Raw genomic sequence first — 26,816 nt, 5'->3', positions numbered from 1 at the left:
CGAAACCGTCCATTTCGACGAGCAGCTGGTTCAGCGTCTGCTCGCGCTCGTCATTCTGGTTGCCAAGGCCTGCGCCACGGCTGCGGCCAACGGCGTCGATTTCGTCGATGAAGACAATGCAGGGGGCGTTTTTCTTCGCTTGATCGAACATGTCGCGCACGCGGCTCGCGCCAACGCCAACGAACATTTCGACAAAGTCAGAGCCCGAAATGGTGAAGAAGGGCACGCCTGCTTCGCCCGCAATTGCACGCGCCAGCAAGGTTTTACCTGTACCCGGCGAACCGACGAGCAATGCGCCCTTGGGAATCTTGCCGCCCAGACGGCTGAATTTGTGCGGGTCTTTGAGGAATTCGACGATTTCCTGCAGTTCTTCGCGCGCCTCGTCGATGCCGGCAACGTCGTCAAACGTTACGCGGCCATGTTTTTCGGTGAGCATCTTTGCCTTGGATTTGCCAAAACCCATCGCACCGCCTGCGCCGCCACCCTTCTGCATCTGGCGCAGCACGAAGAAAGCGATACCGAGGATGAGGAGGAAGGGCAGCGCCTGATAGAGCAGGATCAGCCAAAGGCTAGGTTGCTCTTCGGGCTTGCCCTGAACATCGACGCCTTTTTCATCGAGCAGCTTGTAGAGTTCTGTATCGCTCTGGATCGGAACGGTGACAATCTGCTCTCCATTGGAAAGCTCACCGGTAATCCGGTCTGGCGAAATCGCGACCGATTTGACTTCACCAGCTTCGATCTTGTCCCGGAAATTGGAGTAGCTGATTCCCGTTGATGCCGCGCTGTTGCCACCACTGAAAATCGAAACGACCAGCAGCAAAGCGACCATGATCCCGGCCCAGATCATCAGATTGCGGGCGAAGGGGTTGCCTTTGGGTTCCTGTTCGTCGTTCATTTTGAATTTCCAATAATGGGAGAAATACAAGCCTAATGTAGGTCACAAAAGGTGAATGGCAATATAACCCTAGGGCTGGAACGTGCGAAAATTCCGATTTCTCTAATGATTTTGCTTTCTAGGCGGCGCGGGTTCGATGTGCCACAGCGTTCCGCCGGTACAGACAAGGTCCCCTATGGTTAGTTTTCCACCCGCGTTCAGCGTTTCCAGCGCACGGTCAATCGTGTCGCCGCGCGGCGAAATTTGAGGGTTCTGGCTTTGCAGCGCGCGGATCAGCAGACGACGAACGATTTCGGGCGGCAGGCCTGACGGATCGAGTGTTGCGCCGCGATTTTCGTTCACAGCGATGCGCTCAGGCTCCAGCCGTGCGGCCATCCACTCGAGCGCTTCGTGCGATTGGCGCAAGGCAGTGACGGTGCGGGCAATGCGGGCCGCGTCGAGCAACGGCGGCGCTGATTTCAGCCAGTTGCGCACCTGCACCCGGTCGAAATCAAGATTGGCATTGCTGGGATCCTCACAGGGCGTGACGCTTTGTTCCTGACAGACGGCAACCAGCTCCGCCTTAGTGAAGCCCAACAGCGGTCGGATGATGCGGCCATTGCTTTCGCGGATCGCCGATAGCCCCGCAATGCCGCTGCCCCGCGCGATCCGCATGAGCAGCGTTTCCAGCTGGTCATCGGCATGGTGCGCGGTTGCTATCCAGCGCAGGCCTTGGTTGTCGGCCCAATCGTTGAGCAACTGATAGCGTGCCTCGCGGGCGGCAGACTGGAGGTTGCCAGTGATGGGTTGGTCCGGCGTCAGGATCGTATGCGGAATCCCCCTCTCGACGCAGAGTCGGGCAACAAAAGCGGCCTCATCGGCGGCTTCGGGGCGTAGACGGTGGTCGACCGTCGCAACGCTTATGGCTTTAGGAAAGGCAGCATGCGCCAGCAGCATCAACGCAAGGCTGTCTGGACCTCCCGAGACTGCGAGGCCAATCCGCGGCAAATCCAACATCGCCGGATCGCCGCCCGTCAGCCGGCCCATCGCTCCCGCGAACATAGGTAAGATGTCTCTGGATGAACCCGCCATCCAACCGGCCTTAAGCCCAGCTTTAGGCCTTGGCTATCGGCTTATTTGCACTTCGCCTTCTTGCGACCTTCAGCCAATCGCGAAGCCAAACGTCCGCTGGCTTCCGAAGGATAAGCGCTCGCCAATTGACCGAAAGCTTCGCACGCCTCAGGCGCCTTGCCTAGATCAGTCAAGGCATCACCTAAGAAATACAGGCTTTCCGGTGCGCGTTCGCCTTTCGGGTCGTTCTTGTAATTGTCGTAAAAAATCTTCACCGCAGTCGCCGGCTTGCCATCGTCCAGCCAAGACCGGCCCAGCAGATTGCGTGCGAAGCTGGCCCGTTTGTGTTTCGGATATTTGGTGATCACATCCTGCAGCTGTACTTGCGCTTCTGGATAGAATTTTGCTTCCCACAGACGATAGCCATAGGAATAGCCGTCTTCGAAAGCATCGCCGGTTGAGGGCCGCTCAATCGCCGCCACAGCGGAGGTTCGTGCAGCAGTCGGTTTGGCCGGCGCTGTCGCTTTTGCTTGCACTGCTGCGGGTTTGGGTGCGCTGGTGGCTTTGGCCGGAACAGCGGCGACAGTGGTATCGGTTTCCGCCGCGCTGGCTGTGCTCGCTGCTGGAACAGCGTTTTGCGCTTTGATCTGCGTTTCGAGAAGCTTCAGCCGCTCATCGATCGCCTTCATTCCGGCGCTCTGCGTTTCAACCTGCCCAGTCAGCGTTGCCAATTGTGTTTCCAGCGCATCAACGCGCCCGATCAGATCCGAGACTGCGCTGGATGATGGCGTTCCCGTGGTTGCAGGTTTGGTACCTTCAGGCTGGATTTCAGGCTCGAAAAATTTCCCTGCGCCATCCGGAAAGACCTTGCGCTGGACTGCCTTCATTTCCTTTTCCAGCTTCACGACGCGACCTTCTACATTCGCGTCCTGCGCATGGGCGGCCGGGACTGCGGCAACGATTGCGGTGGCAGTCAGGAAATATCGGAACTTCATTTCAGCCCTCCCGGCTAACAAACTGGATTCTACGGCTTTTGCGCATTCCCCTATCCCGATGAACTATAACTGACCCGGAATCGTGAATAAAGCCTCTGGCGGGCAAAAGCGCCAAAAGGCCGAAAATAACTGTGGATTGCAGAAAAGCTTAGCGCGTGCCTGACGTGGGGGGCACTGCCGAACCGGCTGACTTTGCTCCACTGGCGGGGGCAGGCGAGGTGTTTGCCTTACGTGCCAGCAGGGCCGCTGCACTCACGCCAACATCTGCGATCGAGCGTTCGCCGGTTCCCAACGCCGGAACCGGTTTGCCGCCAATGGTAACTTCCAGAACCTGCGGTCTTCCGGTGACGATCATCGGGTTGTTGGCATTTGCAGGAACTGTAAAGCGATCACCTGGTTGCATTTCCTGCTCGTACAGTCGCTTATTGTCCGCATCGTAAATCTTCACCCATACAGCTTCGCGTGCAGCAATCACGACTTCACCAGCTGGATCGATGGCTGTTGCTGCATCCGGCTTGGGCTGATCCTTAATCGAAGCTTCGGCGACAGTCTTGATTGATTCCGTCGGCGTCGCATCGGGAGACAATGCAAAACTGCGCCAGACGAAATAGGCAGCGACCAGCGCGACAGCCAGCCCCGCTGCACTCCATGCCAGCCAGCGCGGCGGCACGCGTGCAGGATCGGTGGGCTCATAGGCAGGCGCGCGCGCAACCATGCCTTGATAGCCACCCTGTTCCAGCTCCCCCCGCATTTCTGCGGCGATTGCTACATCATCCAGTCCCAATGCCTTGGCATAGGATTTGGTGAAGCCAACCGTATAGGTTGAACCCGGCAATGCTGAATATTCCGAGGTTTCGATTGCCTCGAGATGGCGGATCGGTACACGCGTCCGATTGGCGATTTCATTGAGCGAGAGCCCTTCGGCTTCGCGCTTGGCGCGCAATTTGGCACCGACCGACTGAAAAGCAGTTTGTCCTTCGTCAGCTTTCGCAGCTTCAATTTCTTCCTGTTCGCGATTGTCCACCAAACCGCACTCCATGACCCGAATAAAAACGCCTCTGCCGGGCGGTTGCGAAACAATGACGGCGGTATAACGAAAGTCAATGTTTAAAAGGCCTGTCGCCGCCGCAACTCAAGATATTTCAACGCCTTGGGATTGCGCCCATGATTCAAGTCGTTGCCTGACATTATCGGCTGGAGATGACAATATTGTTGCCATTTCAGCAGCTATTCCTGTGGCATCGAGCGAGCGGACCATCGCCTTGATCGCACCGACAGCTGCCGGAGTGATCGACAGCCGTTTTATACCTATGCCTATGAGTGCCATCGCTTCCAATGTGCGCCCACCCATTTCGCCGCAAACCGTCAAATCCACTTTGTGGTCATCGCATGCAACGACGACGCGCCGGATGAAACGCAATATTGCTGGGCTTAACCAATCATAACGCTCGGCCAGACGCGGGTCCGCCCGGTCCGCTGCAAAAAGAAACTGGGTCAAATCGTTGGTACCGATCGATAGGAAATCGATCTTGGGCAACAATATATCGAGCACTTCAGCAAGCGCTGGAACCTCAAGCATTGCGCCATAGCGGATGCGCGACGGAAGCTGTTTTTTGCGCGTGGCCAGATATTCCAGTTGCGCCTGAAAAACCTGTTTTGCCGCGTCAAATTCCCAAGGCTCCGACACCATTGGAAACATGACGTTGAGGTTGCGACCTGCTGCTGCCTCGAGAAGCGCACGCGCCTGCGCCTTCATCAACCCTTCCTGGTCGAGCGCAAGCCGCAAGGCGCGCCAACCCATAGCAGGGTTCTCCTCCTCCTCAGAGATATGCTTCAAATAGGGTAGTGCTTTATCGCCACCGACATCGATCGTGCGAAACACTACCGGCTTGTCTCCGGCAGCATCGAGGACTTCGCGGTAGAAGCGCTGCTGGCGCTCGCGTTGCGGCAATGTTGCCGATATCAGGAACTGGAATTCGGTGCGGAACAGGCCGATGCCCTCTGCGCCTGAAAGGCCAATGGCCAGCGCATCGTCGCGCAATCCGGCATTAATCAGCAAGGCAAGATTCTGGCCATCTTTGGTGACCGATGGTTCATCGCGCAGCGCCGCATAGCGGGCCTTTTTCTTTTGCCGGTCGGCCAACTCGCTCGAGAAGGCCTGTTGCACCGCGGCTGATGGCCGGACGATGACATTCTTCTCATCGACATTGAGCAGAAGCATGTCGCCATCGCGAATGGTTTGGCGGACGCCCGCCACCCGGCCAAGCACCGGCACACCCATCGCCCGCGCTACGATGGTTACATGGGCTGTCAGCGAACCCTCTTCGAGAATGAGGCCGCGCAAGCGCCTTTTATCGTATTCGAGCAGCTCTGCGGGTCCGAGATTGCGGGCGACGAGGATTGAATCCTGCTTCAGGCCCAATTGCGCTGCCGTGCCCATCTGGCCGGAAACGATGCGAAGCAACCGGTTGGACAGATCCTCCAGATCGTGCATGCGGTCGGCGAGAAGCGGATCATCGATCTGCCGCATCCGCATCCGCGTGCGTTGCTGAACCCGTTCAATGGCCGCCTCGGCCGTGAGGCCGCTGTCGATCGCTTCATTGATGCGCCTAGACCAACCTTCATCATAGGCGAACATCTTGTAGGTATCGAGGATTTCGGCATGCTCGCCGCCGGCGCCGAATTCCGCCATATTGGCCATGCGGTCGATCTGCTCGCGCATCTTGTCAAAAGCCGAATAGACACGTGCACGTTCGGCCTCTGTGTCTTCAGCCATTGTATGTTCGATACGGACATTGGGCTGGTGAAAAATCGCCGCGCCAGCAGCGACGCCAGAGACGAGAGGCAGGCCATTGAGAACGACTGTGCCTGTCTGCCCGCTGCCAATCGTTCCAGCTTCGTCAATCAGGCCGGCATAGGCGATGAGTTCCGAAAGAACCATCGCCGTGGTCTGCAAAGCCTCTATCTCGACTTCGGCATATTTGCGCGGATCAGCATGCTGAACCGCAAGAACGCCGACGGCGCGTTCAGAGCGAACGATGGGCACACCCGCAAAACTGTGGAACCGCTCTTCGCCGGTTTCGGGCATGTAGCGGAAGGCCGGATGGGCGGCAGCTTCATCCAGGTTCAGCGTTTCGACATTGTCTGCAATGGTTCCAACAAGGCCTTCGCCGAACGCCAGTTTTGTAACATGAACTGCGTCTTGATTCAGACCGCGTGTGGCAAACAGCTCAAGCACACCGTCGCGTAACAGATATATCGAGCACACCTCGCTCGACAGAGCTTCGCCGATGATATTGACGACCTGATTGAGCTTTGCCTGCGCGTGATTGCCCGAGGCCATCACCTCGTGCAGGCCGGTCAATATGCTACGTGCGGCGATTGCTGCGCTTTCCATGCCACCCGGTTAGCAGATGGCATGGGCGCTTGCGATACCCCAGCGGGCATCAACCGAAAAAATTACGTATGCCTAATATCTCAGGCTGAAGCCATTTCCTGCGTCATTGCATCTTTGAGCTGCAATTTCTGCTTCTTGAGGCGGTGGATCAAATCATCATCAGGGTGAGGCCGGGTCTCTTCGAGTTCGAGTTGGGCTTCGAGTTCTGCATGTTTCAGGCGCAGGGCCGACAGATGATTTTCGCTCACCGCTATCTCCTTCTTGCTTGCCGCGAGGAGAGTCGATCCATTTCGACTCACCAGAGCCAAGGCAGAAAGTAAAACATGTTTTCCACAGGCTGTCTTGCGAAAAAAGCATCCACTTTGCCGCAGACCATTTTCGTTCTGGCGACGCGGACGTGGCGGGGCTATCAGGCTTGAAAACATATTGCACATCCATTGGGGCGCCATGAACGACGACGGTATCCGGCAGCAGATAGAATTGTTGAAGATCGAACATCGCGATCTGGATGATGCGATATCCGCCCTTCAGTCCAGCCCGCTTGCCGACCAATTGCAGGTCGCGCGATTGAAGCGGAAGAAGCTTGCCTTGAAGGATCGCATCGGCATGTTGGAAGATCAACTGATTCCCGATATTATAGCTTGAAAGAACAGTATATTAACCGCTTAATCCAGGGCATGGTTAACGTGCCGTCATGGAACATTTTGCCGTAAGCGGTGGAAAAGTGGTAAATGATGCTGACAGTGCCGGAGTCGCTTTGGCATGGAGGCCGCATGCATGCTCCGCAGTATCAAATAACGCCCAAGCTGATCGACGGCCTGTACACCGAAGCGATGGTGCTGGCAGATGAAGCGCGATCCTATTTCGATAGCGATCGGGCGCGCCAGATTTCGCCCGCCGACGTCGCGGTCGCTTTCTCGTGCGAGTCGCTGAAAGTCACGACCCGGTTGATGCATGTCATCGCTTGGTTGCTGAACCAGAAAGCGATTCGTGCTGGTGAAATCCATCCCTCGGATGTGATGCGCGAATTGGATGAGCTGGGATATGCTCCGGCAACCGACGACTGGATGGTAAAGCGCATGCCCGATGAGGCGCGTACACTCATCATGGCGAGCGAAGATCTCTACTATCGTGTTCAGCGTATGAGCAGCCACATCTATACAGATGTGGAAAACCAGCCCGAACCCCATCGCATGATTGAGCAACTGCGCCGATCATTTTGAGTTTCGCGGCGATTACTCAAATCGGAAAGTTTTGCAATTCACAGGGCGTGACCTTGCGCCTGTGACGCCCTATATGGCGCTCATGGAAAATGTGACTGCACAAAAAGCGAAGGCGTTTGAGGATAACGACCTTATCCGGGAGGCCGCTGCGCTGACCCGTGAATTCAGCGTTGCCAAGCCCGGAATCTACTGGCCCGACTTTCTTGGTTCGGCGCTGGTTGGTTATATTGGTCTGTATTTCGCGATCACCGGATCTCAGCTGGCAATTCAGCTTGCAGGTGCTGCAGTCGCGATTACCTTCCTCTACCGCGCTGCTTTGTTCATCCATGAAATCACGCATATGAAGCGCGATCATGTGCCGGGCTTCCGCTGGGTGTGGAATTTTCTGGTCGGCATCCCGATGTTGATTCCGTCCTTCACCTATGAAGACACGCACAATCAGCACCATTCAAAGATGCGCTATGGTACAGATCGGGATCCGGAATATCTGCCGCTCGCGCTAATGAAGCCGCATATGCTTGTTTTCTTCATGGCAGTAGCCGCTTTGGGATCGATTGGGTTTCTGTTCCGATTTGCAGTTCTTTCGCCGCTGTCCCTGATCAGTCCCTGGGTCAGGCGTGAAACCGTTGCGCGTTTTTCGACCTTGTCGATCAACCCCTCCTATCGCCGCGCATTGCCCGAAGGGGAGTTTCGCCGCGACTGGATCATCATGGAAACTGGAGCAAGCCTGTGGTCTATCGGAGTGCTGACTGCGGTTGCGGTCGGCTGGATCCCGCTAAAGGCGTTCCTTATCTATCTTACAATTGTTGCTGCAGCTTTGGTGCTGAACCAAGTCCGCACTCTGGTAGCGCATTTGTGGGAAAATGATGGCGAGGTGTTGAGTGTTACCGAGCAATATCTCGACAGCGTCAATGTCCCGCCGCCGGGGATTATGGGCGAGTTCTGGGCACCCGTTGGGCTACGATATCACGCATTGCACCATCTGGTTCCCAGCGTACCTTATCATGCACTGCCTGAGGTGCACCGCAGGCTCGCTGCCAAATTTGGCGATGGCAGCAACTATGACAAGGCTAACTACCCGAATTTACGCAGCCTGCTAGCGAGGCTGGTGGCATCGTCGGTCAGGGGTGGAAAGGCGGCCTAGTTCGCCTTTTCCTTGGCGATCCGTGACATCAGGATGGCAGCGCGCTTGGCCTGGCGTCGGATGCTGTCGAGATCAACTGTTTCACCAGGCGCATGATCACCGCGGCTATAAGTGCCGAGGCCGGCAAGCCCGTCGACATCATTGGCCACAAAGCTGATATCGCCTGCTCCGCGCTTGAGCGGGTCTAGCGCCGGCATCTCGGCCAACCCCATGTCTCGATTCACGCCATTCAGTTTGTCGAGCAGTGCTTTGTTGCCAGCAGTCGGCGCCATGGCGGGATAGGCACCCGGATCGAAGCTGATTTTGGCGCTGGTCAACGGCGCTGATTCAGCAACAATCGCCAGCATCTTGGCCTTCAGACGTGCCGTCTGCTCTTCGGACAAGGTCCGGAAATCGCCTCGGGCCAGCGCAATACCCGGGATGATATTGGTCTTGCCCGCTGAGGTCGCGCGGATACCGCCTGCATCAAGCGCGGCCTCTTGCCCCGCAGCAATGAGGCCGACATTGAAAGTCAAATTGGGTTCGGGCAGTTCAGTACGGAAGCGGTGGAGTATGCGTGCGAGCTCAAATGCCGCGCCGTCGCCATAGGTTTCGCTGAAGATCAGCGAGCTGTGGCCAGTCTTGCCAGTTACTTCCAGTTTCCAACTGTTCGACGAGCGCCGGGCGATTGATCCCATGTCACGGCCTTCGTCACGCACCAGCCCTTCGAAATCGAGCGCGACATCGGCGCTCTTGCCGGCAGCAATCAATGGAGCGCGGGTGATATCGATTGGGTCACCCGCATCCTCTTCGTCGCCGGTCATGTGGATTTCGATATTGGCGTCTTTGAGCGTGCCTGCCGCCTGCATCGCACGCAGCGCAGCGACGATCACTGTCATCCCGCCCTTGTCGTCTCCAGCACCCGGGCCTTCGGCTTCATCGGTGCCACCTGACTTCTTGCGGACGAATTTCTGGAACGGACTGTCGGGTTCGAAGACAGTATCCAGGTGCGCAACAAGCAACAGGCGTTTGGTGCCCTTTTTGCCTTGCTTGGTTGCAACCAGATGCCCTGCACGGCCTGCCGCCGACATATCAAGCCATTCGAGCTTGAAACCCAGCGGTTCCAGTTCGGCACGCATCATGTCTCCGACCTTGCGCACGCCGTCAAAATTCATCGAGCCCGAATTCTGGTTCACCAGCCTTTCGAGCAATGCGACCGAGCGTTCATATTCGGCATCGACGGTCGCAACCATCTTCGTCTCGGCTTTGCTCAGTTGCGCAAATGCCGGAGTAGAAAAGGCGAGCACCAGCCCCGCACCCAAAAGGGCGAGGGACTGGCGCACATTTTTCGTCAAGCGAAAGCTCATGCAGGCAGGCCGCTGATCGCTTTTACTTCCATAAAGTCCTTGAGGCCGAACAGGCCAGCTTCGCGGCCGTTGCCCGACTGCTTATAGCCACCGAACGGTGCGCCCGGTGCCGGACCCCAATTGTTGATCGCAACCATGCCCGCACGCAGTTTCGGTGCGACTTCGGCGGCCTTGGCTGGATCGCCGGAAACCACAGCCGACAGTCCATATTCGGTGTCATTGGCGATTTCGATGGCTTCGTTAAGGTCTTCATAGGCCATGATGGTAGCAACCGGACCGAAAACCTCTTCCTTGGCGATACGCATGTCCGGCGTCACGCCCGAAAACACGGTCGGTTTGATATAATAGCCGCGGTTGAGGTCTGCCGGGCGGTCGGTACCACCGGTTTCCAGCGTCGCACCCTCGTCGATCGCGGATTGGATCAGGCCCTGGATCTTCTCGTACTGCGCCTTGTTGACCACCGGGCCGATATGCGCGCCTTCCTGCAGCGGATCACCAACCTTGGTGCCTTCGAACATCGCTTTGACGAAATTGGCGGCTTCCTGCGCGCGGTCTTTCTGAACAAGGATACGGGTCGGAGCGATGCAGCTCTGGCCGCTGTTGATGAGGACGCCCTGCACGGTCGGTGGCAGAACTTCTTCGAACTTCGCGTCGGGCAGCACGACATTGGGAGATTTGCCGCCCAGTTCCTGATGGACGCGTTTCACAGTGTCGGCTGCTGCCTTGGCAACAAGGATACCCGCACGGGTCGAACCAGTGAAGCTCACCATATCGATGTCGGGATGCGCGGAAATAGCGGCGCCGACGGTCGGGCCGTCGCCCTGAACCAGATTGAACACGCCCGGCGGAACGCCTGCTGCGTCCATGACTTCAGCGAAAATCGCCGCATTACCAGGGCATTCTTCCGAAGGTTTAAGCACCATTGTGTTACCCGCGGCAATGCAGGGTGCGACCTTCAAGGCAATCTGGTTCAACGGCCAGTTCCAAGGTGTGATGAGGCCGACAACGCCGATGGGTTCATAGACGACGGTGTTCGCGCCATGCTGTTCCTTGAACGCAAAGTTCTCAAGCGCCGGCAGGGTACCGAGGAAACCGCCAAGCCCAGCAGGTGCCTGTGCCATCGTTGCAAAGCTGACAGGCGCACCCATTTCGGCGGCCATCGATTTGGCGAAATCCGGGATGCGCTTTTTATATTCCTCGATGATACGGTTCATAAGCGCGATACGCTCTTCGCGGCTCGTCTGGCTGAAGGTCTTGAATGCCTCACGTGCGGCTGCAACGGCTGCGTCGACATCCGCCTGCGTGCCGAGGGTGATTTCGGTGCAGGGTTCTTCGGTCGAAGGGCTGATAACCTCGTGGCGCTTGCCGCCAATGCTGTCGACCCATTTGCCGTTGATATAATGCTTCAGATAGCTGTCCATGTCTCTCTCCTTAAATCCCAGCGAGTCGCGAAAGCGAGGCTTCGGTTTTGATTTGGGACTTTTTTGGCCAAGGTCAACAGCGCGTTCAATCGCGCGATTAAAAAAGCCCGAGGTTTGCCTCAGGCCTATCGACCAAACGAGACGGGAACGGGCTAGAATTTCACTGATACAGCCGATCCCAGGAACGAAATCTAAGCCTGTTCAAGCTTGAAGGTTTTGCGGTTTTCGGTGCAAGGCTGCAACCGCGACGGCGCGGATCAATGAATGCGGTCGTTTAGCCATCCCGAGAACAGGGTATCGGCATCCCCAATTCATGGGATGGCGAAGGGAGCAGTGCCAACCTATTCCGAGGCCGTCCGCTTCTGCCGCGATATGCGACCCATTGTGACGGAAGCGGACGAAATCTGCGGCGGCTATTTGGCCCATTGTCTAGTCGACCGGTTAGTGGGACAGTCGCCTGCATGATCCGAACCGCCATCATCGAAGACGATCCGCGCATCGCCGCAGATATTGCCGAAGTGATCCGGCAAGCTGACGATGTCGAATTGGTGGCCTCTGCCGGTTCCGTCGCGACGGGCTGCAAATTGATCGACGATGGCGGTTTCGACGTGCTGGTGTGCGATCTCGGTTTGCCCGACGGCGACGGTGCCACGCTCATCCGCAAGGCCGCGGCGCAATATCCGGACATTGATATCCTTGTGCTCACCATGTTCGCCGACCATCATAAGGTGCTTGATGCCATTCGCGCAGGTGCGCGCGGTTACCTTTTGAAGGATCAGAAATTGGGCGAATGCGTCGCCGCAATCCGCGAGGTGCGCAACGGCGGGTCGCCCATCAGTCCCATCATCGCCAGATTGTTGCTCAAGGAATTGTCCCCGCAAGAGCCGGTTTCGGCGCTAACAAATGAAGAGCAGCTATCCGAGCGGGAAAAGGAAACCTTGCACCTGCTGTCGCGCGGATTTACCTATTCCGAATGCGCGGAATTGATGGGGATTTCGCAGCATACGGTGGGCACGCATGTCAAACATATCTACCGCAAGCTTGAGGTCAATTCGCGTGCAGAGGCGGTATTCGAGGCGTCGAACCGGGGCATGCTTGATATTCGTTAAATGGCTGTTTGCGTGTATCGCTGCGTTAGTCTGCTGCGCCGCAGCATCGATCGTTGCCGCGAAGGGCACGTCTCCGGCCGATGTGTTAGAATTTCGCAGTGGCGAAATCGCATTTACCGATCAAAGCGACATTCCTGCAGCGGGCTGGGAAAGGCGCGCTACGCCTGCGCTTTGGTTGTCGGATGAGGCGCGCGCCAAGCTGGAAGGCAAGCTAACTGCATGGGGACGCTTTCGCTTTGACGGTCGGCTGCTTCCGGACGAGCCGCTTGCCATCTACACCGAAAATAATCGCGAGCGCCTGACGGTCTATCTGAACGGCGTTGAGCTGTTCCGCAATTATCGAAGCGCAACCTCGCAAACGCTCGGGTGGAACCGGCCCTATATCATTCCTGTCCCGCGAAAACTGTTGCGCGATGGGGGCAACGAGCTGGTGCTGCGCGTAGGTTCGGACCGGCAATTCTCGCTGGGAGTCGGAACGGTCAAGGTCGGATCGCAGGAAGTGCTGGGCAGGCTCTACAACTATCAGCAATTCTGGCGGGTGACGGGTTCGGCGGCTGCCAATTATGCGATGTTGTTCCTGACCTTTGCGGCATTCCTGATGTGGATGGCGCGCCGTTCGGAAACCGAAATATTCTGGCTGGTGATGACAGGGCTGCTCTGGTTCGTGCGCGATTTTCACTTTTTCGCTGAAGAGTCACCGCTTGATCCCTATTGGTTTCAGCAGGTCAGCTATTATTCGCTCTATTTTGCGGTAGCCGCATCGCTTAGCTTCTGCGTCGCCTTTTTGAAACTTCCCAATCATCGCCGGATCATTGCCCTGCTATTTACGATTGGAGTTGCTCTGTGCATTTTTCGTGTGGCGATTACGTCGACCAACCGTACCGACCTCGCGACCAGTCTTTCAACATTGCTCGTTTCACTGACGGCTTGCGGTTTGATGATAAGAGAGTGGTTTCGAAACCGCTCACTCGAAAGCCTAGCTCTTGTTGCGGTCGTTTTATTTGCCACCATATTAGGGCTACACGATATCGGCCGGATACCCAATGTGAACTGGTGGCAGGGGCTCGGTTTTCATATCCAGCCTTACACCGGATTTTTGTTGTTCAGCGTCTTCCTGCTGTCGGTCGGACGCAAATATCTACGAGCGCTCGCCGAAGTTGAGACGCTCAATACCAGTCTTGAAGAGCGGGTAGAAACTGCGACACATGCCCTTGCGGCAAGCGAACGTGCGCGGCAAAGAATCGAAGTAGAACACGCGGTTGGTATCGAACGCGAACGGCTGATGCGCGAGATGCACGATGGCATCGGATCAAATCTGGTCACGGCGCTGGCTGTCGTCAGAAAGCAGGGCGAAGCACCTGTTGCGGAAGAAACCTTGCAACGCGCGATCACCGATCTGAAACTGACGGTGGATTCACTCGCGCCGGTTGAGGGCGATGTTGTCGCGCTACTCGCCAATCTACGCCACCGGATGGAACCCGATATGGAAAAGGCAGGGGTAAAATGCATCTGGCGTGTCGAGCCATGCCCATCGCTCGATTGGCTTGATGCCCCAAACGCGCTCCATATGCTGCGTATCATCCAGGAAGGGGTCGGCAATGTCCTGTCGCATGCGAGTGCAAGCAGCATCACCATTGCCTGCTGTCCAACGGAAAGAGAGGGTCGCGATGGAGTCGAGCTTATCCTCGCCGACGATGGGCGGGGGTTTGTTGCAGCTAATGTGAGCGGAAACGGACGTGGCCTCTCAAACATGCACACACGCGCATCGCAACTTGGCGCCGAGTTGCGCATTGAAAGCGACGAAGGTGCTGGCAGTAAATTGTCGTTGTGGCTGCCAGTTGAAATGCACGTTCGCAAATCTGCTTAGTCGACAAATGGAAAATCAAAAAGGGCGCCCGGATTGCTCCGGACGCCCTTTCGATTGCGGCTGCTCCCCAGCTTAGCCGCTGTAATACATGTCGAACTCGACCGGCGAAGGCGTGGTTTCCCAGCGGCTGACTTCATCCCATTTGAGATCGATATAGGCTTCGATCTGATCCTTGGTGAAGACATCGCCTTCGAGCAGGAAGTCATGATCGGCAGCTAGGCTGTCGAGCGCTTCGCGGAGCGATCCGCAAACGGTCGGGACCTGGGCGAGTTCTGCCGGGGGCAGGTCATACAGGTTCTTGTCCATCGCATCGCCTGGGTGGATCTTGTTCCGGATACCGTCCAGACCCGCCATCAGCAGCGCTGAATAGCAGAGATAGGGGTTGGCGAGCGCATCAGGGAAGCGGAATTCAACGCGCTTGGCCTTGTCGCCGGTGCCGTACGGAATGCGGCACGAAGCCGAACGGTTGCGGCTCGAATAAGCGAGCAGAACGGGGGCTTCGAAGCCCGGTACCAGGCGCTTATAGCTGTTGGTGGTCGGGTTGGTGAACGCGTTCAGCGCCTTGGCGTGCTTGATGACGCCGCCGATGAAGTAAAGGCACATGTCCGACAGACCGGCATAACCATTGCCAGCGAAGAGCGGCTTGCCCTTGGCCCAGAGCGAAATATGGGTGTGCATGCCCGAGCCATTGTCCGACTTGATTGGCTTCGGCATGAAGGTTGCGGTCTTGCCATAGGCATGGGCGACCTGGTGCACGACATATTTGTAGACCTGCATACGGTCAGCTGTCTGTACCAGAGTGCCGAAAGTCAGGCCGAGTTCGTGCTGGGCTGCCGCGACTTCGTGGTGATGCTTGTCGCAGGGCAGGCCCATTTCGAGCATGGTCGAAACCATTTCGCCGCGGATGTCGACAGCACTGTCGACGGGCGCAACCGGGAAGTAGCCACCCTTGGCGCGCGGACGGTGAGCGAGGTTCCCTGTTTCGTAGGAACGGCCGGTGTTGGTCGGTAGCTCGATATCATCGATGCGGAAGCCCGAACCGTCATAACCGTCGTAAAAGGTCACATCGTCAAACATGAAGAATTCGGCTTCGGGGCCGACATAGACCGTGTCGGCTATTCCGGTTGCCTTGACATAGGCTTCGGCACGCTTGGCGGTCGAGCGCGGGTCGCGGGCGTAAAGTTCGCCGGTCGAGGGTTCGACGATGTCGCAGTTGATGATCATCATCGGCGTTGCGCTGAACGGATCCATATAGACCGAGTCCAGGTCCGGGCGCAGGATCATGTCGGATTCGTTGATCGCCTTCCAGCCTTCGATCGACGATCCGTCAAACATCAGGCCGTCTTCCAGTTCGTCTTCGCCAAGCACGCCAGCGCACATGGTGAGGTGCTGCCACTTGCCCTTCGGGTCGGTGAAGCGCAAGTCGACCCACTCGACATCATTTTCCTTGATTTGTTTCAGTATGTCCTTGGCACTGGCCATGATGCTTTCCTTCTTTGACTTGGAGTGTTTGGATTTGCCCGATTTGGTTTTTTGGGCGGGTTTCTTGGATTTAGACGGCATCGCTATCGCGCTCACCGGTGCGGATTCGCAGCGCGGTTTCGACTGGGATGACAAAAATCTTGCCGTCGCCGATGCGGCCGGTCTGTGCGGCGGCGGCGATGGCTTCGACAACACGATCTGCAAGCGCATCGTCTACTACAACTTCAAGCTTCACCTTGGGCAGGAAGTCGACGACATATTCGGCACCACGATAAAGTTCGGTATGGCCTTTCTGGCGGCCAAAGCCCTTGGCTTCGGTCACGGTGATGCCTGATACGCCGACTTCGTGCAGCGCTTCCTTCACTTCGTCGAGTTTGAACGGCTTGATGATCGCTTCGATCTTTTTCATGGCTTTCCTCTGGTCTTGGCGCACCGCGAAAACCCGCGCGCGCGAGTGTCATGCCATTTGCTTATCAAGTATCGTGCCAGTTTGCCGCAGCGCCGCAGACACGCAAAAGCTAAGCCCCGCACGATAACGCGCGGGGTTTGCTTGAATTTTGGTGCCTATTTTTTAGGCAAATGCCAGATTCATGGGCATCACCTGGCGCTCACCTTGAACTTTGCGTCATTGGCCTTGGCGAAATGCGCACGACTGGTGAGATAGGCGCGGATGGCTTCAACTTCCTCCGGCTTCAGCACCGTTTTGAAACTGGCCATGCCGTTCTTGGCGAGAATGCCGTCATACACTACCGACTTGAACGTTGCAGCATCGGCAATGGTTCCCGATTTGCGCAGGTCCGGCAGTACACCGGTCCCCACAGCGCCCGGTCCGTGGCAGACAAGGCAATAGCGCTGATAGCTCGATTGACCTGCTGCGATGATTTCGGGGCTGCCGAACAGGGCAGGCGGGTTCCAGACCCACTCCTCTGCGGGCGGAAGCGGAGGCAGTGTGCCCTTCGCCCCGATTTTGAGCACGATCAGACGCGGGATATTGGGCACTTCCTGGCTTGCGCCAGCGACATAGCCGGACACCAGCGGGAAGGCGCCGCCCTTGCTGGTCATGAAAGCGACATATTGCTCGCCATCGACCAGATAGGTGGAAGCACCGGTCAGCACGCCGGACTGCACATCAAGGCTGTAGAGCAGTTTGCCGGTATCGGCGGCAAAGGCCTGGAACTTGCCCATGGCATTGCCCTGGAAAACAAGATTACCTGCCGTCGTCATCGTGCCACCATTCCACGGCGTGGGATAGTTGACGGTCCATTGTGCTTTGCCCGTCTTCGGGTTGAATGCGACAAGCTGGCCGGTGGTGACCGACTGGATTGCCTTTACCATATTGAAATCGTCGGGGACATCCGCCGTGGCAATCGCCCCGCCGGTGTTGAAGCCCATCGCGCTGCGACCTTGCTCGTTTGGCGCGACAGGCGGCATATAGGCCCCGCCCAGCTGCTGCGCCGGGATGTAGACCAGACCGGTCGCAGGATTGTAGCTCATCGGATGCCAGTTATGCGCTCCAAGCGCAGACGGGTTCGCCATGTAAAGCTTGCCGGTCTTTTCATAACGCGCTTCGGGGTTTTCGATGGGACGGCCGGAGGCAAGGTCGTAACCTGTCGCCCAGGTGATGCCGCTGATGAACGGATTGGCCGAAAGCAATTTGCCGTTGGTCCGATCAAGCGTGAAGAAGAAGCCGTTCTTCGGTGCGTGGTACAGCACCTTCACATCCTTGCCGTCGCGCTTTTCGTTGGCGAGGATGATCGGCTGGGTAGCCGTGTAATCCCAGCTTTCGGCCGGGGTTTCCTGATAGTGCCATTTATACTCGCCGGTATCCGGGTCGAGTGCGACGATGGACGAGAGGAACAGGTTGTCACCTTCGCTGTTCGAACGGATGCCGTGATTCCACGGATTGCCATTGCCGACGCCGAGGTAAAGCTGGTCGAGCTCATGGTCATAAACAATGGCATCCCAGACGGTTCCGCCACCGCCTGAATCGCGCCAGTCGTCTTTCTTCGGCGTCTTGCTCCAGGTGTCGTAGGCCAGTTCCTTCATCACCTTGTCGCTCGCCGCGTTGTCCGGCTCGCCCTTGGGATTGGGAACGGTGTAAAAGCGCCAAGCCTGCTTGCCGGTATCAACATTATACGCGGTGACAAAGCCGCGTGCGCCGAATTCGGAGCCGCCATTGCCGATTATGACCTTATCCTTCACGACGCGCGGGAAGCCGGTGATTGTACCGTTTGATTTCGGATCGAGCGTCTGCACAGACCAGATCTCGCCACCGGTCTTCGCATCAAGGGCAATCAGGCGACCGTCGATGGTGCCGACGAAAAGCTTGCCTTTCCAGAAGGCGACGCCGCGGTTGACGACGTCGCAGCATGCCTTCACGCCGCGTGCCTTATCGACGCCGGGGTCGAACTGCCACAACGGCTTGCCGGTCTTGGCTTCATAAGCGAAAACCTTGGACCACGGGCCGGTGACATAAAGCGTGCCGTCAACTTCGACCGGGGTCGATTCATGGCCGCGCGCATCGGGCATATCCGCAAACCAGGCGATGCCGAGTTCGGACACATTCTTGTCGTTGATCTGGGTAAGTGGGCTATGGCGTTGCTCGCCATAGCTTTGGGCAGGGAAGGCCCAGTCATCGCCATTGCCGCCCGTCTTCAGAAATTCGCCGTCAATCTTGGCAAATTCGGGGTCTTGTGCCCCCGGATTATTATCCGCCAATTTGCAGCCGGACACCGCCAAAGCAGCTACACCAGCCAAAGCCAATACCGCACTACGCCGAAAACGCATCGCTCTCTCTCCCGAATTTAATCCCTCGATTAAATCGCTAGCGTGCGTTGCAGAGTCGGTCCAGCTTTAAGTTGTGGCAGCAAGAACCGCGCAGATTGCAGCATCCATATCAGCCGCCGCTTTGTCATAGACGCGCGACTTGAGGTTATCGACCAGAGGTTGCGCAGTCCGGCTAGGGTGGCCGCCTTCAAATGGCGGGGCAGGGTCATATTCAAGGGCAAGCTGGATGGTTCGGGCGACATCCTCGCCCTGGGCCAACGCCATCAGTTCCAGCGCGAAATCGATCCCTGAAGTAACGCCCCCTGCGGTGACCAAATTCCCATCGCGAACGACGCGGGCTTTTTCATGTGTCGCGCCGAACAGGGGAAGTAATTGCGTGTACGCCCAATGGGTCGTTGCGCGTTTACCCTGCAACAATCCCGCCGCTCCGAGGACAAAGGCACCAGTGCAGACGCTCGTGACCCAAGTTGCAGCCTTCGCCTGCTCGCGCACGAATTCGACAATGGCAGCATCGCCAATCGCCTCGCGCACCCCATGCCCGCCTGGAATGCAGAAAATTTCAGCCTGCGGGCAATCGGCAAAACTGGTGGTTGGCAGAATCGAAAAGCCGCAGTCGGTGGTAACGGCCTGGCCGTCTTTCGATACGACATATGTCTTCGCGCCCGGAAGCCGTGACAAGAACTGAACCGGACCCGAAAAGTCGAGTTGGGTTACATTGTCGAAGAGAACGAAAACTATGTTCATTTCGAAGCCTCTAGTCCTTTTTCACTTTCGTCATTCCCGCGAAGGCGGGAATCCATCACCTGTCGGTTAAATTGCAGCCTCCGGTGATGGACCCCCGCCTTCGCGGGGGTGACGAAGTTTGGGGCATGAAGGGCGTAGGCTCATACCAGCTCAATCGCGACCGCCGTACCTTCACCGCCGCCGATGCAGAGCGAAGCGACACCGCGCTTCAGCCCCTTATGCTTCAGCGCGCCGATCAGCGTGGTGATGATGCGCGCGCCCGACGCGCCAATAGGGTGGCCGAGAGCCGTCGCACCGCCATGGACGTTGATCTTTTCATGCGGAATGCCAAGGTCGCGCATCGCGAACATGGCTACACAGGCAAAAGCTTCGTTGATTTCAAACAGGTCGACATCGGCGACGCTCCAGCCCGCCTTGGCGAGGCATTTGTTGATGGCACCGACCGGGGCCGTTGTGAATGCCGACGGTTCTTGCGCATGAGCAGCGCTCGCCACGATGCGCGCGACTGGCGTCTGGCCTTTCGCAGCGGCCGTCGACGCACGCGACAGGACAAGCGCGGCGGCACCATCCGAGATCGACGAAGAAGTCGCGGCAGTGATTGTGCCATCCTTGGCAAAGGCAGGCTTCAGCGTCGGGATTTTGTCCGGGCGGCCCTTGCCGGGTTGCTCGTCGGTATCGACAACGGTTTCGCCAGCGCGGCTGACGATCTTCACCGGCACGATTTCCGAAGCGAAAGCGCCCGATGAAATCGCATCCTGCGCGCGGCGCAGCGATTCAATCGAATAATTGTCCTGATCCTCGCGGGTCAGCTGATATTCGTTCGCCGTTTCCTGCGCGAACGTGCCCATGGCCCGGCCGGGTTCATAGGCGTCTTCGAGGCCATCGAGGAACATATGGTCATAGGCGGTGTCATGGCCGATACGCGCGCCGCTGCGGTGCTTTTTCAGAATGTAAGGAGCGTTGGTCATGCTCTCCATGCCGCCTGCGATGACATAATCGACCGAACCCGCGGCGATAGCTTCTGCACCCATTATTACAGTCTGCATGCCACTGCCGCAGACCTTGTTGACGGTGGTTGCCTGCACCGATTTGGGCAGGCCAGCCTTGATCGCCGCCTGACGGGCAGGGGCCTGGCCGAGGCCAGCAGGCAGAACGCAACCCATATAGATGCGCTCGATGTCTTCGCCCGATACCCCAGCACGCTCGACAGCAGCCTTGACCGCAGTGGCACCCAGATCGGTTGCGGCGACGTCGGAAAACACGCCCTGCATGCCGCCCATCGGGGTGCGGGCATAGGAAAGGATGACGACGGGATCGGTGCTGCTCATGGATAGCTTCCTTGTGCTTGGGAGACGTTACGGATTCGCCCTTAATCCGGTGCAAGCTGCAACACAATGCGCTGGCGCGTTGCATTCGTATCCAGAAATGTTAATCCAGCGATTAAATCAGGAGAGTGCCATGACCGCCGATATGCAGACCATATTAGAAAAGCAAAAAGCCGCCTTTACTGCAGCAATGCCCGAACCGATGTCCGTGCGCCGAGATCGCATGGACCGCGCTATTGCCTTGCTGGTCGATTACAAGGATGAATTCGCCAAAGCGGTGTCGGCTGATTTCGGCCATCGCAGCACCGAACAGACGCTGATGACCGACATCATGCCGTCGGTCAGCGCGCTCAAACATGCGAAAAAGCATTTCGAAAGCTGGGCCCGCAATGAAAAGCGCAAGCCAACCTTTCCGCTCGGGTTGATCGGCGCCAAGGCCGATGTCGTGTACCAGCCCAAGGGCGTGGTTGGCGTTATTGCGCCCTGGAATTTTCCAATCGGTATGGTGATGGTGCCGATGGCGGGCATATTGGCGGCGGGTAACCGCGCCATGGTGAAGCCGAGCGAGTATACGGAACGAGTCGCTGAAGTTTTTGCTGAAGCCGTACCCAAATATTTTGCCGAAGAGGAAATGGCGGTGTTTACCGGCGGAGTCGAAATCGGCACGGCCTTTTCAAAACTTGCGTTCGATCACCTGATCTTCACAGGCGCAACCAGCGTCGGCAAGCATATCATGCGCGCTGCAGCCGATAATCTTGTACCCGTCACGCTCGAATTGGGCGGCAAATCGCCGACGATCATCGGACGTAGCGCGGACAAGAAAAAGGCAGGTGAGCGGATCGCCTTGGGCAAGATGATGAACGCAGGGCAGATCTGCCTTGCGCCCGACTATCTGCTTGTTGCCAAGGAGCAGGAGCAGGAAATGATCGACGGCGTCGTGAATGGCGTGTCGACGCTCTATCCCTCGCTGCTCAACAATGACGATTATACGTCGGTTGTGAATGGCCGCAATTATGATCGGCTGCAGGGCTATCTCGCAGACGCGAAGGAAAAGGGTGCCGAACTGATCGAGGTCAATCCTGCGAACGAGGATTTTGGTTCGTCGAACGGCAATAAAATGCCGCTCACCATCGTTCGCAACGTCAATGACGATATGAAGGTGATGCAGGAAGAAATCTTTGGCCCGATCCTGCCCGTGATGACCTATTCGTCGATGGATGAGGCGATTGATTATGTGAACGCGCATGATCGCCCGCTCGGCCTTTATTATTTCGGAGCCGACAAGGCGGAGGAGCAGCGCGTTCTGACCCGTACCATTTCGGGCGGCGCTACGGTCAATGATGTGATCTTCCACAATGCGATGGAAGATCTGCCGTTCGGGGGCGTCGGGCCGTCGGGCATGGGCAACTATCATGGGCAGGATGGCTTCAAGACCTTCAGCCATATGCGCGCAGTCTATCGCCAGCCTTCGATAGATGTCGCCGGCATGGCAGGCTTCAAACCGCCTTATGGCAAATCTACACACAAGACTCTCGAACGCGAACTGCGTAAGTAGGCTTGCGCCTTGGCGGGAGCTTCGCTAGAGGCTCCCCCGCAACGCCCCTGTGGTGGAATTGGTAGACGCGCTCGACTCAAAATCGAGTATCGAAAGATGTGCCCGTTCGAGTCGGGCCAGGGGCACCACTCCACAAAATCTGTAGCGAAATGATACGATCGCAATTGCGATCGCTATTAACCACCTTTGTGCCTCGCCATCATCCCTAATGAAACGTTAACGTCTGCGGTAACGAAATCATTAAGGGGTAGGCGACATGCACAGGCAACTGGTTCAGACAAATGACGGCGCGCGGCATCCGTTGCGACAGGCATTGGCACCGCACATCTTCGCTGTTCCGGCTGAATGGAAACCCAAGCCGCTGAAATGGTGGCAGCGTGAAGACGCACATCTGTTCGTGGTCAGCTTTGGTGCATTTTTTACGGTGTTCTATACCTTCATTGCCTAACGCTTTCAGTCGGGCCTCAGTCGCAAGCCTTGTGCAGCAATTGAGCGAGCCAGGCCGAAACGAGACACATTGCCGCGCCGAGCAGTAGCTGGTTCACCATGCTAATGCCTGCGGCGCTCAGCCCGAGGGCAATCAGGGATCCGATAACCATCGCTCCAGAATTGACGATATTGTTCGCGGCTACGGTGCGTGCGGTCTGATCCTTGGGCACCGTAGTGGTCAAGAAGGCATAAAGCGGCACGACGAACATCCCCCCGGCAACGGCGATGCCCAGCAGCGTACCCAACAGCATCCACGCACCGTCATGGTTCACAAAGCTGCCGATGGTGTAAAGTTCGCCATCGCCGTTGATCTGCCAGTTGCGGCAGACAAAGTGGAAGGCGACCACGAAGAGCCCCATTGCGATGACGCTGGCAGGAGCGAAACGCGCCGAAACCTGGCCCTTGAGCAGCCTGTTGATTGCGACGGATCCGATGGCGATCCCGATTGAGAAAATGGCCAGAAAGAGGCTGGCAACTTCCTGATCCGCACCCAACACATTTTTTGCCAGTGGCGGGAACTGGATGAACAGCACCGCCCCAATCGTCCAGAAAAAGCTGATCGACATAATGGCGAGGAACAGTTTGCGGATGTGCATCGTGCCTTTGACCAGCGCGATCGAGGAACGAAGAATATGCCAGTCGATGCCGGTTTCCTGATGCTCTGGCGGTGCGGGGGGAACTTGTCTTCCCGTCATATAGCCCAGCATTGCCGTCAAGACGACGCCCAGCGCTGCCCATTCGACCGGTATGATGCCGGCCAGAATGGTGCCTACCAAAATGGCGATATAGGTGCCCGCTTCAACCAGGCCGGTTCCGCCCAGAACTTCATTGTCATTCAAATGCTGCGGCAAGATCGCATATTTGATGGGGCCAAAGAAGGTCGAGTGCACGCCCATAGCGAACAACGCGAGCATCATAAGCGGTATGGCCACCACTGTTACTGCTATGTCGAGCCAAGCCAGAACCAGCCCGGCACCTCCGACCAGCATGATAAGGATTTCGCAGAATTTGACGATGCGGATGATCTTGGCCTTGTCACGCGTGTCCGCCAACTGGCCTGCAAGCGCTGACAACAGGAAAAAGGGCAATATGAACACTGCTGTGGCTACCGCGCTGAACAAAGCTTCAGATTTTTCGTCGTTGTACACACCGTAAACAACGAACAGCACCATGGCATTTTTGAACAGATTGTCGTTAAAGGCGCCGAGCAACTGGGTGACAAACAGCGGCAGAAAACGCCGTTTGTTGAGCAAAGCCATCGATGTTTGCATAAATTGACTGGTCCCCGCCCGTGTTCGGCATTGCCCTAACGCGCGCCATTGCATTGGCAAGCGATTTTGCTTTTTGGACCTTGCCTGCGCATCGTTGCGGCAATGTTGCAGTTCGGCTTTCCAGCGTTGCGCATATGCCACAGCGTTCGGAATAAATTAACGACCGCACGTCATTTGACGAAAAATTCTTGCCACGATTCCAGAAATATGAGGAATTGCGGCATTGCAACATAATGGAGGGTGCGCAATGCGCAAAACACACAGCAATATTTATGTTCGGACAGCAGTCGCTACTTTGATGGCCTCCAGTGCTATCGGTATGTCTGTACCGGCCTTTGCCCAAGCGGCGGCCGAAGGCGACAATGACGAAATCGTCGTTACCGCGCAAAAGCGCGAGCAGAATTTGCAGGACGTTCCTGTTGCTATCACTGCAATCGGCACCGAGAAGCTCGACCAGCTCCAGGTCAATGAATTTGCCGATGTCGTCAAGTTCCTGCCGTCTGTGACCATCCAGCAGGGTGGGCCGGGTTTTGCGCAAGTCTACTTCCGCGGCGTCGCTTCGGGCGAAAACGCCAACCACTCGACGTCGTTGCCGACTGTTGGCACCTATCTGGACGAAATGCCGATCACGACCATTCAGGGCGCGCTCGACATTCATGCCTATGACCTTGCGCGCGTCGAAGCGCTCGCAGGTCCGCAGGGCACGCTGTATGGTGCAAGCTCGATGGCTGGCACGCTGAAGCTTGTCACCAATGCTCCGGACACATCGGGTTTCTATGGAAATGTCGGGGTTGAAATCAACAATGTCGCGCATGGCGATTTTGGTTCGGTTTTCGAGGGTTTCATTAACGCGCCGCTCAGCGATCGTGCCGCGCTGCGCCTTGTCGGCTGGTATCGCGATGATGGCGGCTATATCGACAATATTCCGGGTTCGCGGACTTATGCGACCTCTGGCATTACACAGAACAACGCTGCCCTGGTCGAGAAAAACTATAACGACGCCGAAACCTATGGCGCACGTTTGGCTCTCGGCATCGAGTTGAATGACAGCTGGACTATCAAACCGACCCTGATGGGCCAGGTCCAGAAAACCGAAGGCAGTTACGCGCGTGAGCGTTCGGGCCAGAACAGCGGCAACTATCAGATTGTCCAGTACAATCCCGAAAGCAGCAAGGACAAATGGATCCAGGCTGCAATGACCATCGAAGGCAAAATCGGTAATTGGGATATGACGCTGACCGGTGGTCACCTGCGCCGCAAGACCAATACCGAAAGTGACTATTCGGACTATGGCTATTTCTATGATGCCCTGTCAGGTTATGGTGCCTATTGGTACGACAATGCCGGTGACCCTGTCAGCCCGAACCAGTATATTCAGGGCATCGACCGCTATCGGAAGAGTTTCGCCGAATTTCGCGTATCTTCGCCGCAGGACGCATCACTGCGTTTCATCGGTGGCTTGTTCTGGCAGCGCCAGACACACAATATCGAACAAAACTACATCATCGACAATATCGCTGACGCGATTACAGTTCCAGGAACCGATAGCAATATCTGGTTGACCAAGCAGTTGCGTACCGACCGTGACTATGCGGCATTTGGCGAGTTGAGCTTCGACGTTACGGACAAGCTGACGCTAACCGGCGGTGCGAGATTGTATAAATATGACAACTCGTTGATCGGATTCTTCGGCTACTCCGACGGTTATTCAAGCCGCACTGGCGTTGCTGCATGCTTCACGACGACTGGAGCAACCTTGCGGGACAATCCGACGGGTACACTCGCCCCCGCCGATGTGGCAGGTTCGCCCTGCACCAATGTCGACAAGTCGACTTCGGATACAGACGCAATCTATAAGGTGAATGCGACCTACAAGATAAACGACGATGCACTGGTTTACGCGACCTGGTCGCGCGGGTACCGCCCCGGTGGCGTGAATCGTCGCGGTACCCTGCCGCCATACGGTCCGGACGAGCTCGATAATTACGAGCTGGGTTGGAAAACCACCTTCGGCGCATTCCGTTTCAATGGTGCGGTGTACCAGCTGGACTGGAACAATATCCAGTTGTCATTCCTTGGAGCCAATGGGCTCAGCGAAGTTCGCAATGCTGGCATTGCGCGCATTCGTGGTGCGGAATTTGATGTCGGGTATCGCAATGGTGGATTCAGTATCAATGCGGGCTTCAGCTATAATGACGCAAAGATTCGCCGCGATTTTTGCGCGATCGCGAACCCGCAGTTTGATTGTACTATCGATGTGGATCTAGATGGCAGTGGTGCCATCGATCGGAATAACGAAATCAACGATACGCTGGCACCATCAGGTTCGCGCCTGCCTGTCACCGCGAAATTCAAAGGCAATGTCGTTGCCCGTTATGAATTCCCCGTGGCGGCTTGGAACGGGCATTTCCAGGTAGCGGCAAATCATACCGGGAGCCGCCGCAGCGATTTGCGTCCGTTTGAAGCAGGAATCAAAGGTAAGCTCGACGCGTACACGACCGTCGATCTCAGCTTTGGTGTGAAGAATGACCAGTGGAGTATTGAGGCTTTCGCGACGAATGTGCTTGATGAACTGGGCGTCGTGAACACTGGCGTCTCCTGCATCGAAACGGTGTGCGGCGATCCGGATGGTGGGACTGCTCTCGGTGGAACCTTCTACGACACGCTGATTAAACCCCGTATCATCGGCCTTAAATTCAGCCGCGATTTCTGATCG

22 protein-coding genes and 1 tRNA gene are annotated in these 26,816 nt (G+C 56.9%); 9 read left to right on the top strand and 14 right to left on the bottom strand.

The window, feature by feature from the left end:
• The 6 genes from PKC81_RS00490 to PKC81_RS00465 all read right to left on the bottom strand — a co-directional run.
• On the bottom strand, positions 1-895 hold an 895-nt coding region (locus tag PKC81_RS00490), incomplete at its 3' end, for an ATP-dependent metallopeptidase FtsH/Yme1/Tma family protein (RefSeq protein ID WP_324332640.1).
• 102 nt (positions 896-997) lie between these two features.
• A complete protein-coding gene (gene tilS, locus PKC81_RS00485) occupies positions 998-1,921 on the bottom strand; it encodes a tRNA lysidine(34) synthetase TilS (RefSeq protein WP_324332638.1) in 924 nt (307 codons plus the stop codon).
• A gap of 86 nt (positions 1,922-2,007) precedes the next feature.
• Positions 2,008-2,940 (bottom strand): tetratricopeptide repeat protein, encoded by a 933-nt coding sequence (locus PKC81_RS00480; protein ID WP_324332636.1) that lies wholly within the window; start codon positions 2,938-2,940, stop codon positions 2,008-2,010.
• Positions 2,941-3,088: 148 nt separating this feature from the next.
• The gene (locus PKC81_RS00475) at positions 3,089-3,964 is read right to left on the bottom strand and encodes a helix-turn-helix domain-containing protein (RefSeq protein WP_324332635.1); all 876 of its coding nucleotides are present in this window, start codon (positions 3,962-3,964) and stop codon (positions 3,089-3,091) included.
• Positions 3,965-4,072: 108 nt separating this feature from the next.
• Complete coding sequence (gene ptsP, locus PKC81_RS00470) at positions 4,073-6,337, bottom strand: phosphoenolpyruvate--protein phosphotransferase (RefSeq protein ID WP_324332634.1); 2,265 nt, start codon at positions 6,335-6,337, stop codon at positions 4,073-4,075.
• An 80-nt stretch (positions 6,338-6,417) separates the two neighbouring features.
• Positions 6,418-6,762: a YdcH family protein gene (locus PKC81_RS00465; protein WP_324332633.1), complete on the bottom strand. Its 345-nt coding sequence runs from the start codon at positions 6,760-6,762 to the stop codon at positions 6,418-6,420.
• A gap of 22 nt (positions 6,763-6,784) precedes the next feature.
• On the opposite strand from PKC81_RS00465, the gene PKC81_RS00460 reads away from it, so the two are divergent.
• From PKC81_RS00460 to PKC81_RS00450, 3 genes are all read left to right on the top strand, one after another.
• The gene (locus PKC81_RS00460; protein ID WP_324332632.1) at positions 6,785-6,982 is read left to right on the top strand and encodes a DUF465 domain-containing protein; all 198 of its coding nucleotides are present in this window, start codon (positions 6,785-6,787) and stop codon (positions 6,980-6,982) included.
• A 128-nt stretch (positions 6,983-7,110) separates the two neighbouring features.
• Positions 7,111-7,560, top strand: coding sequence for a DUF1465 family protein (locus PKC81_RS00455; RefSeq protein ID WP_324332631.1), 450 nt, complete (start codon positions 7,111-7,113; stop codon positions 7,558-7,560).
• Positions 7,561-7,591: 31 nt separating this feature from the next.
• Entirely contained in the window at positions 7,592-8,704 is a 1,113-nt protein-coding gene (locus PKC81_RS00450) for a fatty acid desaturase (protein WP_324332630.1), read from the top strand.
• On the opposite strand, the gene PKC81_RS00445 is transcribed toward PKC81_RS00450, so the two are convergent.
• Complete coding sequence (locus PKC81_RS00445; RefSeq protein WP_324332629.1) at positions 8,701-10,026, bottom strand: M20/M25/M40 family metallo-hydrolase; 1,326 nt, start codon at positions 10,024-10,026, stop codon at positions 8,701-8,703. The genes PKC81_RS00450 and PKC81_RS00445 overlap by 4 nt on opposite strands.
• Positions 10,027-10,046: 20 nt before the next feature.
• A complete protein-coding gene (locus PKC81_RS00440) occupies positions 10,047-11,471 on the bottom strand; it encodes an aldehyde dehydrogenase family protein (protein WP_324332628.1) in 1,425 nt (474 codons plus the stop codon).
• A gap of 461 nt (positions 11,472-11,932) precedes the next feature.
• On the opposite strand from PKC81_RS00440, the gene PKC81_RS00435 reads away from it, so the two are divergent.
• Entirely contained in the window at positions 11,933-12,580 is a 648-nt protein-coding gene (locus PKC81_RS00435; RefSeq protein ID WP_324332627.1) for a response regulator transcription factor, read from the top strand.
• An 82-nt stretch (positions 12,581-12,662) separates the two neighbouring features.
• Complete coding sequence (locus tag PKC81_RS00430) at positions 12,663-14,447, top strand: ATP-binding protein (RefSeq protein ID WP_324332626.1); 1,785 nt, start codon at positions 12,663-12,665, stop codon at positions 14,445-14,447.
• A 72-nt stretch (positions 14,448-14,519) separates the two neighbouring features.
• Here PKC81_RS00430 and glnA read toward each other — a convergent pair whose 3' ends face one another.
• The 5 genes from glnA to PKC81_RS00405 all read right to left on the bottom strand — a co-directional run bounded on the left by glnA (position 14,520) and on the right by PKC81_RS00405 (position 20,788).
• Entirely contained in the window at positions 14,520-15,929 is a 1,410-nt protein-coding gene (glnA, locus tag PKC81_RS00425; RefSeq protein ID WP_324332625.1) for a type I glutamate--ammonia ligase, read from the bottom strand.
• A 70-nt stretch (positions 15,930-15,999) separates the two neighbouring features.
• A complete protein-coding gene (locus tag PKC81_RS00420; RefSeq protein WP_115550127.1) occupies positions 16,000-16,338 on the bottom strand; it encodes a P-II family nitrogen regulator in 339 nt (112 codons plus the stop codon).
• A gap of 188 nt (positions 16,339-16,526) precedes the next feature.
• Positions 16,527-18,716 (bottom strand): PQQ-dependent dehydrogenase, methanol/ethanol family, encoded by a 2,190-nt coding sequence (locus PKC81_RS00415; protein ID WP_324332623.1) that lies wholly within the window; start codon positions 18,714-18,716, stop codon positions 16,527-16,529.
• Between the two features lie 66 nt (positions 18,717-18,782).
• Positions 18,783-19,460, bottom strand: coding sequence for a DJ-1/PfpI family protein (locus tag PKC81_RS00410; protein WP_324332622.1), 678 nt, complete (start codon positions 19,458-19,460; stop codon positions 18,783-18,785).
• A 140-nt stretch (positions 19,461-19,600) separates the two neighbouring features.
• Positions 19,601-20,788 (bottom strand): acetyl-CoA C-acyltransferase, encoded by a 1,188-nt coding sequence (locus PKC81_RS00405; protein WP_324332621.1) that lies wholly within the window; start codon positions 20,786-20,788, stop codon positions 19,601-19,603.
• 130 nt (positions 20,789-20,918) lie between these two features.
• Here PKC81_RS00405 and PKC81_RS00400 point away from each other — a divergent pair, with 130 nt between their 5' ends.
• The 3 genes from PKC81_RS00400 to PKC81_RS00390 all read left to right on the top strand — a co-directional run bounded on the left by PKC81_RS00400 (position 20,919) and on the right by PKC81_RS00390 (position 22,788).
• On the top strand, positions 20,919-22,340 hold the full coding sequence (locus PKC81_RS00400) for a coniferyl aldehyde dehydrogenase (RefSeq protein ID WP_324332620.1): 1,422 nt from the start codon (positions 20,919-20,921) through the stop codon (positions 22,338-22,340).
• Positions 22,341-22,383: 43 nt separating this feature from the next.
• Positions 22,384-22,468: transfer RNA gene (locus PKC81_RS00395), tRNA-Leu, on the top strand.
• 128 nt (positions 22,469-22,596) lie between these two features.
• On the top strand, positions 22,597-22,788 hold the full coding sequence (locus PKC81_RS00390) for a hypothetical protein (protein WP_324332619.1): 192 nt from the start codon (positions 22,597-22,599) through the stop codon (positions 22,786-22,788).
• 16 nt (positions 22,789-22,804) lie between these two features.
• Here PKC81_RS00390 and PKC81_RS00385 read toward each other — a convergent pair whose 3' ends face one another.
• Complete coding sequence (locus PKC81_RS00385; protein WP_324332618.1) at positions 22,805-24,100, bottom strand: MFS transporter; 1,296 nt, start codon at positions 24,098-24,100, stop codon at positions 22,805-22,807.
• Between the two features lie 247 nt (positions 24,101-24,347).
• Here PKC81_RS00385 and PKC81_RS00380 point away from each other — a divergent pair, with 247 nt between their 5' ends.
• Positions 24,348-26,813 (top strand): TonB-dependent receptor, encoded by a 2,466-nt coding sequence (locus PKC81_RS00380; RefSeq protein WP_324332617.1) that lies wholly within the window; start codon positions 24,348-24,350, stop codon positions 26,811-26,813.
• Positions 26,814-26,816: the final 3 nt, after the last annotated feature.

The organism is Sphingorhabdus sp., assembly GCF_035329025.1.
Taxonomy (GTDB): domain Bacteria; phylum Pseudomonadota; class Alphaproteobacteria; order Sphingomonadales; family Sphingomonadaceae; genus Sphingorhabdus_B.
This window is presented reverse-complemented; position numbering and strand designations above follow the sequence as displayed.

Excerpts from the sequence above, each read along its gene's own strand:
- tilS (WP_324332638.1), bottom strand. The coding sequence starts at position 1,921 with ATGGGCCGGCTGACGGGCGGCGATCCGGCGATGTTGGATTTGCCGCGG.
- PKC81_RS00480 (WP_324332636.1), bottom strand. The coding sequence starts at position 2,940 with ATGAAGTTCCGATATTTCCTGACTGCCACCGCAATCGTTGCCGCAGTC.
- ptsP (WP_324332634.1), bottom strand. The coding sequence starts at position 6,337 with ATGGAAAGCGCAGCAATCGCCGCACGTAGCATATTGACCGGCCTGCAC.
- PKC81_RS00465 (WP_324332633.1), bottom strand. The coding sequence starts at position 6,762 with ATGTTTTCAAGCCTGATAGCCCCGCCACGTCCGCGTCGCCAGAACGAA.
- PKC81_RS00460 (WP_324332632.1), top strand. The coding sequence starts at position 6,785 with ATGAACGACGACGGTATCCGGCAGCAGATAGAATTGTTGAAGATCGAA.
- PKC81_RS00455 (WP_324332631.1), top strand. The coding sequence starts at position 7,111 with ATGCATGCTCCGCAGTATCAAATAACGCCCAAGCTGATCGACGGCCTG.
- PKC81_RS00440 (WP_324332628.1), bottom strand. The coding sequence starts at position 11,471 with ATGGACAGCTATCTGAAGCATTATATCAACGGCAAATGGGTCGACAGC.
- PKC81_RS00435 (WP_324332627.1), top strand. The coding sequence starts at position 11,933 with ATGATCCGAACCGCCATCATCGAAGACGATCCGCGCATCGCCGCAGAT.
- glnA (WP_324332625.1), bottom strand. The coding sequence starts at position 15,929 with ATGGCCAGTGCCAAGGACATACTGAAACAAATCAAGGAAAATGATGTC.
- PKC81_RS00420 (WP_115550127.1), bottom strand. The coding sequence starts at position 16,338 with ATGAAAAAGATCGAAGCGATCATCAAGCCGTTCAAACTCGACGAAGTG.
- PKC81_RS00415 (WP_324332623.1), bottom strand. The coding sequence starts at position 18,716 with ATGCGTTTTCGGCGTAGTGCGGTATTGGCTTTGGCTGGTGTAGCTGCT.
- PKC81_RS00410 (WP_324332622.1), bottom strand. The coding sequence starts at position 19,460 with ATGAACATAGTTTTCGTTCTCTTCGACAATGTAACCCAACTCGACTTT.
- PKC81_RS00405 (WP_324332621.1), bottom strand. The coding sequence starts at position 20,788 with ATGAGCAGCACCGATCCCGTCGTCATCCTTTCCTATGCCCGCACCCCG.
- PKC81_RS00400 (WP_324332620.1), top strand. The coding sequence starts at position 20,919 with ATGACCGCCGATATGCAGACCATATTAGAAAAGCAAAAAGCCGCCTTT.
- PKC81_RS00390 (WP_324332619.1), top strand. The coding sequence starts at position 22,597 with ATGCACAGGCAACTGGTTCAGACAAATGACGGCGCGCGGCATCCGTTG.
- PKC81_RS00385 (WP_324332618.1), bottom strand. The coding sequence starts at position 24,100 with ATGCAAACATCGATGGCTTTGCTCAACAAACGGCGTTTTCTGCCGCTG.
- PKC81_RS00380 (WP_324332617.1), top strand. The coding sequence starts at position 24,348 with ATGCGCAAAACACACAGCAATATTTATGTTCGGACAGCAGTCGCTACT.